The following is a 17,598-nucleotide window of genomic DNA, read 5'->3' as shown; positions in this document are numbered from 1 at the left end:
ATAATTTATATATTTGGTAGCATTTTTCCGTTAATAATATAAAGATATAAGTTTGGACGGCCTTACGGAAGTGCAGTGTCTACAACACCAGCTGGCACTTTTTTCTTATAACGTTGGTTAGGATTTTAAGATATGGTGAAGCGCATGCTTTAATTTCCTGAAAACTTATAATCATTTTAACATTTTGAGTAGTTATATTATTAGTAATAACAATCTGAAAGACGGAACAGAGAAAATGCGTAACGGTCAAATGGGTGAAAAGTCCTGGCTAAAGAATTTGAGCTTCAGGGCTTTCAGGGATAATATTAAAGACTATTTCCAGAAAATAAGGAATAGCGAGGTGTCAAATCATGATTTGGCTTTTGGTTTTGGCTTGGGAAGTTTTATAGCCATACTTCCTACCCCTGGTTTTGGGATCTTCATTGCTATTTCCCTTGCCTATATATTTAGGAGAATCAATAAACCATCTATTTTATTTTCTTTTGCGGTGTGGAATCCACTGTTGTTGTCGCCTATTCACTTTTTTAGTTATAAACTAGGCACACTCATTCATCCTGACCTAGCACACCATGAAGGAGCTTCTTTATTGCAAAAGGTTTCGGTGTTTGCTCAAGAGTATTTGTTTGGAAACTTTATTCTTGCTATTACCTTAGCGGTTATTAGTTATTTTGTGATTTATAAAGTGGTAGATGTTTTAAAGAAAAAGGATGTTCTTTTGAGCAAGCCTATTCAAGAAGGGGTGTAAACATTTTCACACTATTAGTATAAGCTGATCCTGCCTATAAAGCAGGATTTTTTATTTTTGCCTGATATGTTTTCAGTATTTAATGCTCTCTTCTTATACAGTTATTGCGGCTTTTACAATTGTTGTACCACTTATTCACTTATGGTTGTGGTGCAAAAGGGTTATAACAGAAAAAGGGCTGTCCGTTTATAAAAATGGACTGCCCCTTTTACTTTATAGACTTAAAGCAAACTACTCTACCGTTACCGACTTTGCCAAGTTTCTAGGTTGGTCCACATTGCAGCCTCTCATAACAGCAACATGGTAAGACAGTAGTTGGAGCGGAATGACAGAAAGCAACGGCATGAAAATTTCATTGGTTGTCGGCACCTCTATAGTAAACTCAGCCATCTCCGGGATTAGTTTGTCGCCTTCTGTTACAATGGCAATGACCCTACCTTTTCTGGCTTTTACCTCTTGTATATTTGATACAATTTTTTCGTAAGAGTTGTCTTTGGTGGCTATTACAAGCACTGGCATTTCAGCATCTATAAGTGCTATGGGGCCATGTTTCATTTCTGCGGCAGGGTACCCCTCTGCATGAATATATGAAATTTCTTTTAGCTTTAAAGCGCCCTCTAAAGCTACAGGAAAGTTGTAGCCACGACCTAGGTAAAGGAAGTTTTTAGCATCTTTAAAAATATCAGAAATATACTTGATCTGTTCGTTTGCCTCTAAGGCTTTTTCTATTTTGGAAGGTATTTTTTCTAGCTCAACCAGTAGCTCTCTATACCTGTTTTCTGAAAGCACGCCTTTCTTGTATCCGGTTATAATGGCCATCATGGAAAGTACGGTCACCTGAGCGGTAAAAGCTTTGGTACTGGCTACGCCAATCTCCGGTCCAGCGTGCAGGTATGCTCCTTCGTGTGTAAGCCTGGCTATAGAAGAACCCACCACATTACAAACACCTAAGATCAAAGCGCCCTTTGACTTGGCAAGCTCTATGGCTGCAAGGGTGTCGGCAGTTTCGCCTGATTGGCTGATGGCAATAACAACATCGCCTTCCTTGATTACGGGGTTTCTGTACCTGAACTCTGATGCATACTCAACCTCCACCGGTATCCTGGCAAGGTCTTCAAAAAGGTATTCTGCTACGAGCCCTGCGTGCCATGATGTTCCGCAAGCGACGATAATAATTCTGTCTGAATTGACTAGCTTGTTTACATGCTGCCTTAGTCCACCTAATGTCAGAGAAAGTTCATCGGAATTGATGCGCCCACGCATGCAATCTTGTATGGAACTAGGCTGCTCCATGATCTCTTTAAGCATAAAGTGTTCATAGCCGCTTTTTTCTATGGAGTCAAGCTCCATATCTAGCTTTTGGATGTATGGAGTCTTAGGAGTGTCCTCCAAGTTTTTGATTGAAAGCTCTCCATTTTTTATGACAGCTACTTCAAGGTCGTTCATGTAAACAACCTTGTCTGTATATTCAATAATAGGGGTTGCATCTGAGGCCAGGAAAAACTCACCTTGGTCTCCAACGCCAATTACTAGTGGACTGCCTTTTTTGGCGGCAATTATCTGTCCAGGGCATTCTTTAGAAAGAATCACTATGGCATATGCCCCCACTATTTTTGATAAAGCTATTCTTACAGCCTCCTCTAAAGTACAATCGTTATTGTCCTGGATGTCCTCTATAAAGTGGATCATAACTTCAGAGTCTGTATCGCTCAGAAATTTGTGACCTCTTTTTATAAGGTCCATCTTCAAAGAGCCATAGTTCTCAATGATACCGTTATGAACAATAGCCAATCCTTTATTAGCTGAAAAATGTGGGTGGGCATTTATATCGTTAGGTTCTCCATGAGTTGCCCAACGGGTATGCCCCATGCCTATGGTCGAGTGAAGGTCTTTTCCTGCAATTTCCTCTTCTAAATCTTTAACCCTTCCCTTTTTTTTATATACTTTAAGATCATCGTTAAGTAGAGCTATGCCCGCACTGTCATACCCTCTGTATTCAAGTCTTTTCAGTCCTTTAAGTACAATAGGCGCTGCTTCTTTCTCTCCAATATATGCTACAATTCCACACATAGTTGTTTTATGTTTAGTCAGTTACCATACGCTTCAAAAGTTGAAAGTAGTAATAATACTTTAATTGAAGGCTTATTAATAAACGAAATATAAGGGATTTTGGATAAAGAAGGGGAATAAAAAAATAAAAAGGGGGATAAAATCCCCCTTTTTATTTAATCGAAAAGTTCGTTGTAGACTTCGTAGTAGCCTTCTGCATTGTCCTTATCGACGCAGCAGATTTTCTTGTCGGTATTTTCGAAAAACTTGGTTAGGTTTTCACTGTAGCTGTCTTCAGATCTAATAACTGCGTCAGCATACTCAACGCCAATTTTCACAAATCCTTCAAAATCGGCACTTTCAAGGTGAGAGAGCATAGAATCTTCTATGTCCATCATTTTGATTTTTTCAAAAATGTCGTTGGAAAACTTGTGGTTAAATGCTGTATTGAAAACAGAGTAAACAGATTTGGCATTCTTGAATACTGGATCGTTTTTATATCTAGTCTTTAAATATAAAGGTATTAAGCTGGTCATCCAGTCGTTACAGTGAACAATATCAGGTGCCCATCCTAATTTTTTTACCGTTTCTAATACACCCTTGCAGAAAAATATGGCTCTCTCGTCATTGTCAGGGTAGAACTTGTTGTCTTTGTCAACAAAAACATGTTTTCTCTGAAAGTAGTCTTCATTGTCAATGAAGTAAACCTGTAGTTTTGCATTAGGTATGGATGCAACTTTAATGATAAGCGGTTTTTCTTCTTCTCCGACAGTAATGTTAATTCCTGACAGTCTTACAACTTCATGTAACCTGTTTTTTCTTTCATTGATCAAACCGAACCTCGGGACAAGGATACGGATTTCCATACCTTTTTCCTGCATTGCCTGAGGAAGTTTGCCAACCAGACTTGCTACAGATGAGGTTTTTAGGAATGGATAGATTTCGCTTGCTACATAAAGAATTCGTAATTTTGACATATATGCGGAGGTTTGATAATCCTTACAAATTTTTAAGGTTATGCAAAAATATAAAAAAAAATCTCATTTTTCAAGGTTTTTATGTTTTTATAAACTTAATTAGCCCTTTAAAAACCTTTCTTTATGTTAATATTCCGGGAGATGAAGGGGCTGAGGGAGTATGTTGCCGGTCAAAAGAAAAAGTCCGCAACGATTGGTTTTGTGCCTACTATGGGGGCGCTCCACCAAGGTCATGAATCTCTTTTTTTACATTCTCTTAACGAAAACGCTGTTACCATAGGTAGTATTTTTGTTAACCCTGCTCAATTTAATAATAAAGAAGACCTCTTGAAGTACCCACGCACTGAAGAGGAAGACTTGGAGATGCTTCGTACTATAGGTTGCCATGCTGTTTTTCTACCTTCTGTTGAGGAAATTTATCCTGTAAAGCCTTTAATGACTTTTAACTTCGGTTATTTGGATAAAATCATGGAAGGAAAGTTTCGGGATGGACATTTTAGTGGTGTAGCGCTTGTGGTTAGCAAGCTGTTTAATATTTGCCAACCTGATAAAGCTTATTTTGGACAAAAAGATTTGCAACAGGTTACCATTATCAGGCAACTTATCAACGAACTCGCCTTTCCTATTGAACTTGTGGTGTGTCCTGTAGCCAGGGAAGAGGATGGACTGGCTATGTCCTCCAGAAATCGGAGGTTGAGCCAGAAGGGCCGGTCTCAAGCACCTTTTATTTATGAGACGCTGTGTCTGGCAGAAAAATTGCTGAAAGAAACGGAGGTGGATAGCGTTTGCAATACTGTTCGGAACTTGTTTGATCAAAAACCTGAGTTTACACTTGAGTATTTTGAAATAGCAGATGCGGAAACTCTTCGGCCGGTAAAGTGTGTTAAAGAACATAATCGAATAGCGTTATGTGTTGCTGCATGGCTCGACGGTATTAGACTTATAGATAATGTTATCATTATTTCTTAATTTTGTAATTCAAAAAACCTCTTTGTAAGCAATTCATGCAAATTCAGGTACTTAAATCCAAAATCCACAGAGTAAAAGTAACTCAGGCAGAACTTCATTATGTAGGTAGTATCACTATCGACGAGGATCTGATGGACGCCGCTGGTATTATTGAAAATGAAAAAGTTCAGATTGTCAATATCAACAATGGCGAACGGTTTGAAACTTATGTAATTACAGGGCCTCGAAGTTCTGGGGTAGTTTGTCTAAACGGCCCAGCTGCCAGAAAGGTGCAGGTGGGGGATATCGTTATCGTTATTTCTTATGCATTGATGAATATTGATGATGCCAAGAAATGGAAGCCTTATCTGTTATTTCCCGATCAGAACAATAAGCTCACACATTAGAAGTTTGTAAGTCATGGCTTCTAGTGTAAATAATATTATAAAATATAGCCTGTCTTTTGTACTGGCTATAGGTATTTTTTGGTATGTGCTCGGGCAGGTAGACATCAGCAGTATGATGGGGAAAATCTTGGCTGCTGATTTCAAGTGGGTGGCATTGGCTTTGTGTGCTTCATTGCTGAGTCACGTCAGCAGGGCATACAGGTGGCGGTTGCTGCTTGAACCGATTAATTATAAACCTTCTACGGGCAACACCTTTCTCGCTGTTATGACGGGTTATTTTGCGAATCTTGTGCTGCCTAGGATGGGTGAGGTCTCAAGGTGCGTGGTGCTTACCAAAACCGATAAAATACCTTTCAATGCATCTTTTGGCACCGTGGTCGCCGAGCGTGCTTTTGATTTGCTGTGCTTGATTGTTTTGCTGAGCCTTGCTTTTTTGATGGAGATCGATAAGTTTGGGGCGTTTTTTGTGGAACATGTGGCGCCTGGCGAATCGGCTTACTATATCCTTTCTGGCCTTGCGCTTTTTGGCTTGATTGCACTCATAATTATTTATAACCTGCGTACCGTTCTTTTAAAGAATCCTTACTTAAACAAGCTTTTTGTTTTTCTGAAAGGTGTATGGGAAGGCGTAGTGAGCATCTCCAAAATTAAAAAGAGAGGTGGTTTTATCCTTCATACAGTTATCATTTGGACACTTTATTATCTTATGTCGTATTTGGTTTTTTTCTCAATGGAAGAAACTGCACACCTTGGAATAGTGGCTGGAATGATGATACTGGTAATAGGGGGGATTGGCATGTCAGCTCCTGTTCAAGGAGGCATAGGTGTTTTTCATGAAATGGTCAGTGCCGCGTTACTGCTTTTTTATGGAATTGCCAAGGAAGATGGCCTTGCTTACGCTTTTGTCGTCCACACTTCTCAGTTGTTATTGATTCTTATAGTAGGTGGAATCTGTTTTGTCATTACACTTTTTAAAGGCCGGAAAAATAATAAACCTAACATTACCGCTAAAACCGTTGTAGCTTGAAGACCGCCGATAAAATTAAGACCATTGAAACTATTCAACCCTTTCTTGATGTATGGAGAAAGGAGGGTAAAATAGTTTTTACCAATGGTTGCTTTGATATCCTTCACCTTGGTCATGTTGATTATCTGGAAAAGACAAGAAATCTTGGGCATAAGCTAATTCTTGGCTTAAACACCGACCGTTCAATCAGTACTGTCAAGGGGCCTCAGCGTCCTGTACAAGATGAAGTTTGTCGTGCCAGAGTGATGGCGTCTTTGGCGTGTGTAGATGCCGTTATTTTATTTGGTGAAGAAACGCCCTATAACCTTATCAAAGCCATTAAGCCTGACATTTTAGCAAAAGGTGATGATTATACCATAGATAAAATAATTGGCAGGGAAATTGTTGTAGAAAATGGTGGAGAGGTGCTCACTGTCCCTCTCATAAATGGATATTCAACAACCAACATTATTAACAAAATTAAAAAGTTCTAAAAACGATGTTAGGTTATTATGTAATTGCTGGTGTATTCATGATCGTCAGTTTGGCGGTTAGTGGAATACTAAAAAGAAAGTTTGCTAAATACAGCCAGACTTCATTGAGGTCTAATTTAAGCGGTAAAGAGATTGCTGAACAGATGCTTCACGACAATGGCATTTTTGACGTTCAGGTATTGTCCGTAGAAGGAAAGCTGACAGACCATTATAATCCTACGGATAAAACAGTCAACTTGAGCCAAGAAGTGTATTATGGAAGGAATGCTGCTGCGGCGGCTGTTGCGGCACACGAATGCGGCCACGCCATCCAACACGCTAGGGCTTATGCGTTTTTAAAATTCCGTTCGGCCATTGTGCCTGTAGTGAGCGTGGCATCGCGCTATATGCAATGGGTTATCTTAGGTGGTATATTGTTGCTTTACAATACAGGAAATCCAACAGTGCTTGCCGCAGGGGTGGTGTTATTTGGAATCACTACATTATTTAGTTTTATCACACTGCCTGTAGAGTTTGATGCTAGCAAAAGAGCTTTGGCATGGATTCACAATAGAGGGGTGGTGACCAGTCAGGAGCATGAAATGTCAAAAGATGCGCTAAGATGGGCAGCTATGACTTATGTAGTGGCGGCTTTAGGTTCTTTGGCTACATTGTTATACTACGTGTCACTTCTTCTTGGTAGAAGAGATTAAGGTTTTTTTCCAACATTAAGGGTTCCCTTGTGTTTAGCTTTAATAGCGAGAAACACCTTATGGGGAATCCTTTTTTTTTGATAGCTTATGGATTTTCAATTTACAGAAGAACAATTAGCTGTACAAGCTGCAGCCCGGGACTTTGCTCGTACAGAGCTTTTGCCTGGTGTAATAGAGCGGGATGAACTACAGCAGTTTCCTACAGAGCAAATTAAAAAGCTTGGGCAGTTAGGTTTTTTAGGAATGATGGTGAGCCCGGAGTACGGGGGCGGTGGAATGGACACGGTGTCCTATGTGTTGGCCATGGAAGAAATTTCTAAAATCGATGCTTCTGTTTCTGTGTGCATGTCCGTAAATAATTCTTTAGTATGTTGGGGTATCGAAAAATATGGTACCGAAGAGCAAAAGAAAAAGTATCTTCCCCGTTTAGCCAGTGGAGAAATTTTGGGCGCTTTTTGTTTATCCGAACCCGAAGCTGGATCTGATGCTACATCGCAAAAAACTACTGCTGAAGATAAAGGTGACCACTACTTGTTGAATGGCACCAAAAATTGGATTACCAATGGCAACTCTGCTTCTGTGTATTTGGTAGTGGCACAAACATATCCTGAAAAGAAGCATAAAGGTATTAATGTATTAATAGTTGAAAAAGGGATGGAGGGGTTTGAAGTTGGCAAAAAGGAGAGTAAGCTTGGGATAAGGGCTTCTGACACACATTCACTTATGTTTAACAATGTGAAAGTGCCAAAAGAGAATAGAATAGGAGAAGATGGGTCGGGTTTTTATTTTGCCATGTCTACCCTTAATGGAGGCCGTATCGGGATTGCCTCGCAAGCGCTAGGTATTGCTTCGGGCGCTTATGAGCTTTCTTTGGAGTACGCAAAAGAGCGGAAGGCCTTTGGCCAAGAGATTATTAATCACCAAGCCATACAATTTAAATTGGCAGATATGGCTACAAATATAGACGCAGCCAGACTTCTTTGTCTGAAATCTGCTGTGTTAAAGGACAACAATGAGGATTACTCAAAAGCATCGGCCATGGCCAAAGTATTTGCTTCTAAAGTAGCGATGGATGTAACGGTAGAAGCAGTACAAATTCATGGTGGATATGGTTATGTAAAGGAATATCATGTCGAAAGACTGATGCGTGACGCTAAGATTACGCAGATATATGAAGGGACATCTGAGATACAAAAAATTGTAATTTCCCGGGAATTATTTAAAAATTAATATTTGTTCTTTAGTGGACAATGTGGAGGTTATTAATTTAATATAATTGATTTGTTAAAAATTTATGTTTTAATTGATTTATTAGTTTGTTTGTATTAGATTTGTACAAATCATGATTAAGTTCAATTTTTAAATATTGTTATATTTTTTTTCTTATTTGTTGAATCAACTGGCAAGATTTTACTATGGAAGAGTACAACAAAATTATCGAATCACTAGGAGTAAGGTTTATTAAGGCCAAGAATATAAATATTCTTCAGCCGGTAACAGTAGAAAATTTCTACGATGTAGGTAACACCATTATGTTGCTCCATAAAGGTGATTTAGCTCATGGGGAAGATAAGCAAAGAGTAGCAGAAGGGGATATATTATTTATTCCTGGTGGAAAAATGACTGCTGTTACTTATGGTAAAATCAATCCTGCCAGATTGACAAATGAGGAGATGCTTAATCATAGAGACAAATATTTTGTTTCTAACAATGAACCCGAATGTATAGGTGTAGGAGAAAATGCTTTTTCCTATATTACATTTGAAGCGAAAGTTTTTGACTCTGTAAACTTCTTTGCTTCTCTTGACATTCCTCCATTTGTGATTCCTGGTCGCAGCGTACTCTCCGAGGCCATTATTGATATTGTAAAAGAAGACCTTTGCGACATGCCTGGAAAAGAGCGTTTGATCAAGCTTTATACGGAGCAAATTGTTATAGAGGTCATTCGTTATATTCTGGAAAATCGTCTTTTTGTTGAGCAATTAGCCACGAATAGTACTTATTTTAAAGACCCTCGTCTGATTGATATATTTGCCTTTATTAAAGAAAATTTGGGTGGCGACCTCTCAAACAAAGTGTTAGCAGGCGTAGCTAATGTTTCAGAAGATTATGTAGGGCAGTACTTTAAAATGCTTACCGGCATTAACCCGCAAGACTATATCGAGTATCAGCGAATGGAAATGGCCGTTAACTTGTTGAGAACTTCTAAGAAAAGCATTAGGGAGATAGGTCGTGATGTCGGCTATAAAGATACAGCTTACTTTTGCCGTAGGTTTAAAATGATGTTTGGAATACCTGCTGGTAAAATGAGAAGAAGAGAATCATTGATGAATATCTGATGGTAAGTTCTGGAACTTTACAGTTTCAGACACCTCGTTTAGAAAATCAGGATTACTTTCAATTGCATTTCCAACAACTATTATGTCCGCACCTGCTTTTAATGCAGCTGCGGCTTTTTCTTTTGTATCGATGCCGCCCCCCACAATGATCGGTGTATTGACTGTTTTTCGTGTCATCGCAATCATTTCTGGAGATATAGGCTCCTTTGCCCCACTTCCTCCATCCAGATACGTGAGTCTCATCCCAAGCATTTCTCCTGCTAATGCGGTACATGATGCTACAGAGGGCTTGTCATGAGGAATAGGGGTGGTATTGCTTATGTAGCTTACGGTAGTAGGTTTTCCGCAGTCAACAAGCATATAGCCGGTCGGCACTACTTCTATGCCACTTTCTTTAAGAAGTGGGGCGGCTATCACATGTTGGCCGATAAGGAATTCGGGGTTTCGTCCTGATATGAGCGATAATAGAAGTATGGCGTCGGCATTTTCGTCTATTTGTAAATTACTGCCAGGAAAGATAACCACTGGTATGTCAGAGTGGTCTTTTACTACTTTGATAATGTCATTAAAGTTCTTTCGGGTGATAAGGCTCCCGCCAATGAAAAAGTAATCGATAACAGCTTCTTGACTTTTGTTGACCAATTTAATGCATTCAGAAGTTGTCAACTTGTCAGGGTCTAAAAGTACAGCAAATGATTTTTTGTTAAGTACTTTACTGTTAACAATCTTATTGTAGATTTTCATCTTTGGGGTTCTTGGTTGTATTGGCAATATACTTTAATTCTGCATCACGTATATATGCTGCAATTTTTTCTTTAATGATTCCTATCAAAAATAAAGCTATATGCTCTTTGATCATGGATAAAATCGGGGACTCCTGCTTAGGTTGATGCACAACCATTTGTGTTTCTGGGTCAGGATAAAAAACTTTTTTCTTTATTTGCCCAGGCTTTTCTTTCTTGCGTGAAAGTTTTCTGAAAATTAATAGACCTGCAAGGGCTATGCCGCCTAATAACAACGCTTTAGTCCCTTTCCTCTTTATGTCTTCTTTAAGCTCTCCCAAATCATCTTTAAGGGCAATTTCATAAAGTTTAGTCTGTCTGTCCAGGTACTTTTTTTGCTCTTCTAGTTCAAGTGTATTGTCTTGCATCTTTATACCTTATTTTTTGGGATTAAAAATTGCTGCTACAGCTTGGTGAATTTTTTTGTTAAGAAATCCGCTTTTTATATTGATGGCCAGTGCAATAGATGCTACTAGATAGATAGCTCCTACAATGAGGTGTCCCAAGAACATGCTGTTTAAAACCTCATTTAAAAACCCTCCTAGTGCTATACTAAGAAAAATAATAGTCATGAAAAATGCAAAAAACAGCAAGGCGGCAATGGCAATAATGGTAATTATGTGCGCCGTTTTTTCCTGTATCTCAAGCTTTATTAACTGGATTCTTGCATCTATATACCCTTTTAGGTTTTCAAATAGGCTTTCTACTCCAAACATTTTAAAAAAGCGGTTCTCCATTGTATGAACTATTTCTAAAAAATTTCAGGTCTTACTGTTTATTATCTAACCTGTTTTAAATAAGATATGTTAAAAGATTATCAGTTTAAAAATATAAAATATTTTATTGATTAGGATTGTATTGGTCAATAATATATTCTCTATGGCTAGCAATTGTATTATTACTAAGCTTATCGCCTTGTAAAAGATAGGCTAAAATAATAGCTAAAGGTTTTTTCTTTGGTGTTTTAGCACTTTTGCTTTTACATAAAAAATTATTTCTTCACTTATATTGGCGGCACAGTCGCCTACTCTTTCTATTTTTCTTACTATCGACAGTAGGTATAGCGCTTCTAAAATCTTACTCTTATCTTTTTCATGTTGCAAATATTCTGCTATGGAACCATTGGCTGCCATATTGACTTTGTCAATTGTCTCGTCTTTAACAAAAATGCTCTTGGCAAGCCTGGTGTTGTCGGTTTCGAAAGATTCATGCAAAATACTGAGCATTTCTAAACCCGTTTTGCTTATTTTCTCAAGCTGAAGGTGGTTTTGAAGTTGTTTGTCAAAAGGATTTTCAGATAAAAGTACGTAATGGGCAATGGCTTTGGCATTATCTCCTATGCGTTCAATGTCAGAAACCATTTTAAGAGATGCCATGACAAAACGGAGGTCTATGGCTACAGGACTAAAAAGGGCAAGGATGTGTTCTCCTTTGCTGTCTATCTTTAGCTCGCTCTCGTTAACTTTTTTTTCACTGACGAGGACCTCTTTAGCCAAATCTTTATCAAATGTGCTAAGAGCGACAATAGCTTTTTCAAATTGCCCTTTTACCAGGGCAATCATATCTAAAAGCTCTGTTTTAAGCTCTCCTATTTCTGTTTCTAGTAGGTTCATATTGTAGATGGCCTAATAAGCAGGTTTTCGGCTTTTTCGTTTTTTAAAAAATGTTGTAGTAGTTAAAACTTACGCTTTCAAAGTTCATTTACCATTAGCGACGAACTTTGTTCTTGGTTTGTCTATTCTTCGTATGTTAAGCTAATGGCTGCACTACGACTTTCAAAATAATTTACTCGATTTCTCTCAAAAAATTGTTATACCGGTAAAATGCTTGCTGAGTTTTTAGGGTAGACGATTTGTATTAAAAAAATAAGATTAAAAAAACGGGTTTACTCAAACCTGCCCGTAATATAGTTTTGTGTTTTTATCTTTTTAGGATTTGTAAATATACTTCTTGTGTCGTCATACTCGACCAGCTCTCCCATATGAAAGAATGCCGTTTTGTCACTAGTTCGAGAGGCTTGCTGCATGTTATGGGTTACAATAATAATAGTATAGGCTCTTTTTAAATTATAAATAAGCTCTTCTATTTTTGTAGAAGAGATAGGGTCAAGCGAGGAAGCGGGCTCGTCCATTAATAAAATGGAAGGCTCAACCGCCAAAGCACGTGCTATGCATAAGCGTTGTTGTTGCCCGCCAGATAGAGTAAATGCTGATTTTTTTAACTTGTCTTTTACCTCATCCCACAATGCCGCTTGACGGAGGCTTTTCTCCACGCTTTCTTCTAAATGTCTCTTGTTTGATACTCCTTTGACCTTGAGACCATAAGCTACATTTTCAAAAACGGACTTTGGAAAAGGGTTTGGTTTTTGAAAAACCATTCCAACTGATTTTCTTAACTCACTGACATTGATTTTCTCAGAATATATATTTACACCATCTATAAGTATTTCTCCTGTTATGCGCACATCGTCGATCAGGTCATTCATTCGGTTGAACAGTCGCAAAAAAGTAGACTTGCCACATCCTGAAGGACCGATTAGAGCTGTTACGGTTTGCTTTTTTATTTTCATGTTTATTCCTTTCAGCACGTGTTCCGAACCGTAATAAACATGTACATCTTTTGTCTCTATTTTCATAATCGCACTTTTAATAGGCGAATTTACTGCCACTTGGACTTTTTCTGCCATCTATACCTCAAATATACTGCTAGCCCATTCATAACAAAGGTAATAAACAGTAGAACGATAATGGCAGCTGCGGCATTTTCTGTAAATTCCTGCTGTGGCCTATTGATCCAGTTATAGATTTGGATAGGTAGCACAGTAAATGAGTCCATGACACCTTCAGGGGCAATGGGCACATACAAGAGTGCACCTATAACCAGCAGTGGTGCGGTTTCTCCTATAGCCCTTGATATAGCAAGAATCACACCGGTAATTATCCCCGACATAGATGCAGGTAGTACTTGGTGCCAGATGGTCTGCCACTTTGAGGCACCGAGTGCATAGGAGCCTTCTCGAAGGGACTGGGGAACGGACTTTATGGCCTCTCTAGTCGATACTATAATGATAGGTAAAATAAGGAGTGCTAGTGTCAATGCGCCTGTTAAAATACTGCCTCCTAACATGAATGTCCTTGCAAAAATTTCTAGCCCTAATAGGCCGTAAATTATAGATGGAATACCAGCCAAATTGGCAATATTTACTTCAAGAAGGTTTGACAACCTGTTTTTCTTATTGTACTCTTCCAGGTAAATTCCAGCTCCTACACCTATGGGGAAAGCAATAGCAGCCGTAAGTAGCATAATCCAAACCGTTCCGATCCAAGCAGTATAAATTCCAGCTCTTTCAGCTTTTCTCGACGGAGGGTTGGAGAAAAAGTCCCAATCTAACCTTCCAATACCTCTGGAAATTACGTCATAAAGCAGTAGACCCAAGAACAACACACCTACTAACGCACATAGAATAGCCAGATTCTTAAAAAAAATGTTTTGAAACTCAAAGTAATGGCTTCCTTTGAATTGTTTTAAACGCTTTTTAAGTTTCTTTCTATTTCTCTTGTTAGGCCTATTAGTGATAGGCTTGATGGAATCTTCTTTTGAGCCAGAAACTAACATTATTTAAAATAAATGTAAGAATAAACAAGGTTATGCCCACTGCAAAAATAGTTCTATATTCAAGTGAGTCATGGGGGATATCGCCTTGACTCACTTGTACTATATAGGTCGTTGCTGTTTCTATCGGAACGAATGGGTTTAGTGTAAACCTAGGTTGCTGCCCAGCTGCAATAGCCACAATCATGGTTTCGCCTATGGCCCTGGAAACAGCGAGTATGACAGAAACAGCAATGCCTGAAAATGCCGATGGAACAACTACTTTCCATGCAGTCTGAAATCTAGTGGAACCGAGGGCGAAAGCTCCCTCCCTTAAAGGTTTTGGTACCGCATATAAAGCATCTTCACTTAAGGAAGACACTAGCGGAAGAATCATTATTCCCATAACAATTCCTGGAGACAGGGCGTTAAATCCAGCTAATCCGGGTATGAGGTTTTGAAGTGCTGGGGTAAGAAAAACCAGAGCAAAATAACCATACACTACGGTAGGGATGGCTGCAAGAATTTCCAATATGGGCTTGACGATGCCACGTGTTTTGGGGTGGGCATACTCGCTCAGGTATACAGCTATGCATAATCCCATTGGAACTGCAACCAGTATGGCGATTGTCGTGGTAAGAAAAGTGCCTGCAAGAAGAGGTAGTATCCCAAAATGTTTTTCCGCAAATAGTGGTGTCCACTGGGTGCTGGTGAAAAACTCTATTATAGATACTTCAATGAAGAATTTGAAAGTTTCAACAACAAGCACTCCTACTATGCCTATAGTGGTAAGGATAGTGAGTAATGCACAGCAGAACAGGAGGTTTTCTATAATCTTCTCTTTCAAATTCATTTATTCTTCCTGTATTAGTTCTTCGATTTTAACGCCAACAGTAGAACGGGAGCTTAAAAATACCGAACCAGAAATCCGGTCTTCTACCCTTTTTATTAGCAGCTCATAGGTTTCTGGTGTCAGCGGTACATATCCTGATTCTTTAACTAGTTTTGGAGCGTTTTTTAGATAAAATATTAAAAAGTTTAATACTTCCGGCCTTTCGAGCGATGATTGATTAACATAAAGTAATAACGGTCTTGATAATGGTTGGTAAATACCTGAACTTATTGACTCTTGTGTAGGTATTATAGGCCCCTTATGGTGGCCATTATCTATAGGCACTAATTTAAGCTTGTCTTGATTAGCTTCATAATAATCCAGGCCAAAATATCCTAACGCTAATACATCTGAAGATATTCCTTGTACAAGCACATTGTCATCTTCACTCGCTGTATAGTCACCACGTGATGATTTAGCCGTACCTACAATGGCTTCTGTAAAATAGTCGAACGTGCCAGATTGGGTTCCGGCCCCAAATAGGTGAATTTCTTTATTAGGCCACTCAGGTCTAATTTGGTTCCATTTCTTTACTTTGCTCTGCGCTTCAGGTTGCCATATTTTCTTTAGCTCTTCTACAGTAAGGTAGTCAACCCAGGTGTTTTGAGGGTGAACCACAATGGCCAGTCCATCAAACGCAATAGGAAGCTCCAAATAATCTATACCTGCTTTTTTAGTTTCTTCATCTTCTATAGCTTTAATAGGCCTAGAAGCATTGGTAATATCGATTTCGTTTCGAATAAATTTTTTGAATCCTCCTCCGGTACCAGAAACTCCTATGGTTACGTTGGCGCCACTGTTGTTCCACATAAAATCTTCTGCCACTGCCTCTGTAATGGGATATACCGTACTAGAGCCGTCCACCTTTATTTTAGGCTTTTGGCTGCAAGACAGCAGGGGGAACAAAAATATATACAGCAGCAGGCAACGCATTAAAATAAAGTCTTATATCTTTTGGTAAAAATAGGTAATTTAATGTTACGGAATTGTTAAATATTGGCCTTAAGTTGGTTTTATTCGAACATGTTAAACATCATTTTAAGGAATATTCTCAAACAATAGTTCCGTGTGCTTTTTTAATATAATTTTAGATTATGAATCTTCAAAATAAGACGGTAAGTATATTAGGCTGTGGATGGTTAGGACTTCCACTAGCTAAATTTCTGATTGAACATAAAAATGATGTTAAAGGTAGTTCTACTTCTCCCGATAAGTTAAGTCTATTGGAAAGTAATGGGATAAAGCCTTACCTGATCCGCCTTGACCCTGAACCAAAATGTGAAAAAGAAGAATTGGAGGATTTTCTCTCCTCAGAAATTCTAATTATAAACATTCCTCCTGGAACAAGGAAAAACCCTGGAAGCGACTATCATGTCAGGCAAATGCAGGGTTTGGCGCCTTTCCTAAAGGATAGCCCGCTCCGTAAGGTGGTGTATATTAGCTCTACGTCGGTTTATCCAGATTTAGATAAAATTGTTCAAGAGGGTGATTTGGCAGATAAGAATCAGGCAGGGAACAAAGTGCTGTTTGATGCAGAGCAAATTATTTTGTCTATCTCTCAAGAAGCCGTCGTCCTAAGGTGTGGTGGGCTTACGGGATATGACCGCATTTTGGTAAATTATTTTGCGGGAAAGACCAACCTATCGGGAGGAAATAACCCAGTAAACCTAATCCATCGCGATGATTTGGTTCGTATTGTTTCTGAAGTTTGCGCCAAACATGGCCTCAATAAAGTATATAATGTTTGTGCGCCAGGACATCCGCTGAGGAAGATTTACTATCCGCATATTGCCAAAAAGTTGGGGATGCAGGAACCTCAGTATAAAGAAGAAGATGCATCAGGTTATAAACTTATAGAGGGAAGTTTGCTGCAAAAAGAACTTGATTATAAGTTTCTTTACCCCGACCCTATGACTTTTGATTTCCAGCCCTAGAATAACTTTTTCTTTTGTTATTTGTTAAAATGATAGGAGGGAAAAGTTATGAGAAAAGAAACAAATATGCCCCACTCAAGAACGCCTATGTCTTTGAAAATAGATGCCCTTACAAAAAAAGGCTACGACAAGGAGTTCCATATTACTGAGGAAGGGCTAGTATGTTATGAGACCGGAGATACCTTTTCTCCAGAGGATGTCAATATCATTGAAAAATTAAGGTTTGAAGGTATTTCAGACCCAGATGATATGGCTATTGTCTATATTATAGAGACAAAAAATGGGCTAAAGGGTACTGTTGTTGACGCTTTTGGCCTTTATTCTGATGATAAATTGATCTCCTTTATGGGAAAAGCAGGCGGTCTGTAAGTTAACTAGGTCTTGTAATATAGTTTATTCCCGGTAAACATGGTAACATGTGCCGGGTTTTTTTAATGGTGATGGTCGTCTGGTTTGACATACTTCTTTACAATAGTGCCAAAAATGAAGACAAAGATCCAGGTAGGGTAAACAGCCCAAAAATTATCTACATGCTTGTTTATCAAAGATAAAATAAATTGTGCGGCTATGCTGAAAATGATCCCCAGCATGGCGAGGGTTTGGAAAAGGTTAAGGCTTTGTATAAACTTCATACGTAAAATTACTATTAGTTTTTGAAAATTGATAAAATCTTCAACTTTAAGTTTTATTCTTATTTGGCAGAAACAACGTAAAAATTTAATTTTACATTCAATCCTTTCTA

The 17,598-nt window shown here is 38.6% G+C and carries 21 protein-coding genes; 10 read left to right on the top strand and 11 right to left on the bottom strand.

The genetic code is table 11. The annotated features are described in order from the left end of the window. The first annotated feature begins 184 nt into the window (after positions 1–184). Complete coding sequence (locus RCC89_00190) at positions 185–745, top strand: DUF2062 domain-containing protein (GenBank protein WMJ71595.1); 561 nt, start codon at positions 185–187, stop codon at positions 743–745. 231 nt (positions 746–976) lie between these two features. On the opposite strand, the gene glmS is transcribed toward RCC89_00190, so the two are convergent. Both glmS and RCC89_00180 read right to left on the bottom strand, forming a co-directional pair. Beyond that, positions 977–2,815, bottom strand: a complete 1,839-nt coding sequence (glmS, locus tag RCC89_00185) for a glutamine--fructose-6-phosphate transaminase (isomerizing) (GenBank protein ID WMJ71594.1) — start codon at positions 2,813–2,815, stop codon at positions 977–979. A gap of 155 nt (positions 2,816–2,970) precedes the next feature. Beyond that, positions 2,971–3,771: a glycogen/starch synthase gene (locus RCC89_00180; GenBank protein WMJ71593.1), complete on the bottom strand. Its 801-nt coding sequence runs from the start codon at positions 3,769–3,771 to the stop codon at positions 2,971–2,973. A 123-nt stretch (positions 3,772–3,894) separates the two neighbouring features. Between RCC89_00180 and panC the strand changes: the two genes are divergently transcribed. The 7 genes from panC to RCC89_00145 all read left to right on the top strand — a co-directional run bounded on the left by panC (position 3,895) and on the right by RCC89_00145 (position 9,657). After that, the gene (gene panC / locus RCC89_00175) at positions 3,895–4,740 is read left to right on the top strand and encodes a pantoate--beta-alanine ligase (protein ID WMJ71592.1); all 846 of its coding nucleotides are present in this window, start codon (positions 3,895–3,897) and stop codon (positions 4,738–4,740) included. Positions 4,741–4,775: 35 nt separating this feature from the next. Further along, complete coding sequence (locus RCC89_00170; GenBank protein WMJ71591.1) at positions 4,776–5,126, top strand: aspartate 1-decarboxylase; 351 nt, start codon at positions 4,776–4,778, stop codon at positions 5,124–5,126. Between the two features lie 13 nt (positions 5,127–5,139). Continuing rightward, positions 5,140–6,153: a lysylphosphatidylglycerol synthase transmembrane domain-containing protein gene (locus RCC89_00165; GenBank protein ID WMJ71590.1), complete on the top strand. Its 1,014-nt coding sequence runs from the start codon at positions 5,140–5,142 to the stop codon at positions 6,151–6,153. Beyond that, positions 6,150–6,626, top strand: a complete 477-nt coding sequence (gene rfaE2 / locus RCC89_00160) for a D-glycero-beta-D-manno-heptose 1-phosphate adenylyltransferase (GenBank protein ID WMJ71589.1) — start codon at positions 6,150–6,152, stop codon at positions 6,624–6,626. Before RCC89_00165 ends, rfaE2 begins: the two co-directional genes overlap by 4 nt. Positions 6,627–6,631: 5 nt before the next feature. After that, on the top strand, positions 6,632–7,318 hold the full coding sequence (locus RCC89_00155; protein WMJ71588.1) for a zinc metallopeptidase: 687 nt from the start codon (positions 6,632–6,634) through the stop codon (positions 7,316–7,318). 87 nt (positions 7,319–7,405) lie between these two features. Next, positions 7,406–8,548: an acyl-CoA dehydrogenase gene (locus RCC89_00150; protein ID WMJ71587.1), complete on the top strand. Its 1,143-nt coding sequence runs from the start codon at positions 7,406–7,408 to the stop codon at positions 8,546–8,548. 185 nt (positions 8,549–8,733) lie between these two features. Further along, positions 8,734–9,657, top strand: coding sequence for an AraC family transcriptional regulator (locus tag RCC89_00145; GenBank protein ID WMJ71586.1), 924 nt, complete (start codon positions 8,734–8,736; stop codon positions 9,655–9,657). Here RCC89_00145 and RCC89_00140 read toward each other — a convergent pair. From RCC89_00140 to RCC89_00105, 8 genes are all read right to left on the bottom strand, one after another. Further along, a complete protein-coding gene (locus RCC89_00140) occupies positions 9,640–10,401 on the bottom strand; it encodes a geranylgeranylglyceryl/heptaprenylglyceryl phosphate synthase (protein ID WMJ71585.1) in 762 nt (253 codons plus the stop codon). The genes RCC89_00145 and RCC89_00140 overlap by 18 nt on opposite strands. Further along, a complete protein-coding gene (locus RCC89_00135) occupies positions 10,385–10,807 on the bottom strand; it encodes a hypothetical protein (GenBank protein ID WMJ71584.1) in 423 nt (140 codons plus the stop codon). Before RCC89_00135 ends, RCC89_00140 begins: the two co-directional genes overlap by 17 nt. Before the next feature lie 9 nt (positions 10,808–10,816). Beyond that, a complete protein-coding gene (locus RCC89_00130) occupies positions 10,817–11,176 on the bottom strand; it encodes a phage holin family protein (GenBank protein WMJ71583.1) in 360 nt (119 codons plus the stop codon). 204 nt (positions 11,177–11,380) lie between these two features. Beyond that, a complete protein-coding gene (phoU, locus tag RCC89_00125) occupies positions 11,381–12,052 on the bottom strand; it encodes a phosphate signaling complex protein PhoU (protein ID WMJ71582.1) in 672 nt (223 codons plus the stop codon). A gap of 272 nt (positions 12,053–12,324) precedes the next feature. Next, positions 12,325–13,074 carry a phosphate ABC transporter ATP-binding protein PstB gene (pstB, locus tag RCC89_00120; GenBank protein WMJ71581.1) on the bottom strand — a complete coding sequence of 250 codons (750 nt, stop codon included), beginning with the start codon at positions 13,072–13,074 and terminating at the stop codon, positions 12,325–12,327. 23 nt (positions 13,075–13,097) lie between these two features. Next, the gene (pstA, locus tag RCC89_00115) at positions 13,098–14,054 is read right to left on the bottom strand and encodes a phosphate ABC transporter permease PstA (protein ID WMJ71580.1); all 957 of its coding nucleotides are present in this window, start codon (positions 14,052–14,054) and stop codon (positions 13,098–13,100) included. Beyond that, positions 14,008–14,883, bottom strand: a complete 876-nt coding sequence (gene pstC / locus RCC89_00110) for a phosphate ABC transporter permease subunit PstC (GenBank protein ID WMJ71579.1) — start codon at positions 14,881–14,883, stop codon at positions 14,008–14,010. The genes pstA and pstC overlap by 47 nt, the downstream gene beginning before the upstream one ends. Beyond that, a complete protein-coding gene (locus RCC89_00105) occupies positions 14,884–15,786 on the bottom strand; it encodes a PstS family phosphate ABC transporter substrate-binding protein (protein ID WMJ71578.1) in 903 nt (300 codons plus the stop codon). A gap of 230 nt (positions 15,787–16,016) precedes the next feature. Between RCC89_00105 and RCC89_00100 the strand changes: the two genes are divergently transcribed. Together RCC89_00100 and RCC89_00095 are read left to right on the top strand one after the other, a co-directional pair. Further along, the gene (locus RCC89_00100) at positions 16,017–16,856 is read left to right on the top strand and encodes a hypothetical protein (GenBank protein WMJ71577.1); all 840 of its coding nucleotides are present in this window, start codon (positions 16,017–16,019) and stop codon (positions 16,854–16,856) included. Positions 16,857–16,904: 48 nt separating this feature from the next. Continuing rightward, positions 16,905–17,225 (top strand): hypothetical protein, encoded by a 321-nt coding sequence (locus tag RCC89_00095; GenBank protein WMJ71576.1) that lies wholly within the window; start codon positions 16,905–16,907, stop codon positions 17,223–17,225. A 62-nt stretch (positions 17,226–17,287) separates the two neighbouring features. Here RCC89_00095 and RCC89_00090 read toward each other — a convergent pair whose 3' ends face one another. After that, on the bottom strand, positions 17,288–17,488 hold the full coding sequence (locus RCC89_00090; protein WMJ71575.1) for a hypothetical protein: 201 nt from the start codon (positions 17,486–17,488) through the stop codon (positions 17,288–17,290). Between the last annotated feature and the right edge of the window lie 110 nt (positions 17,489–17,598).

It is taken from the genome of Cytophagaceae bacterium ABcell3, from assembly GCA_030913385.1.
In the GTDB taxonomy this organism is placed as follows: Bacteria; Bacteroidota; Bacteroidia; order Cytophagales; family Cytophagaceae; genus ABcell3.
This window is presented reverse-complemented; position numbering and strand designations above follow the sequence as displayed.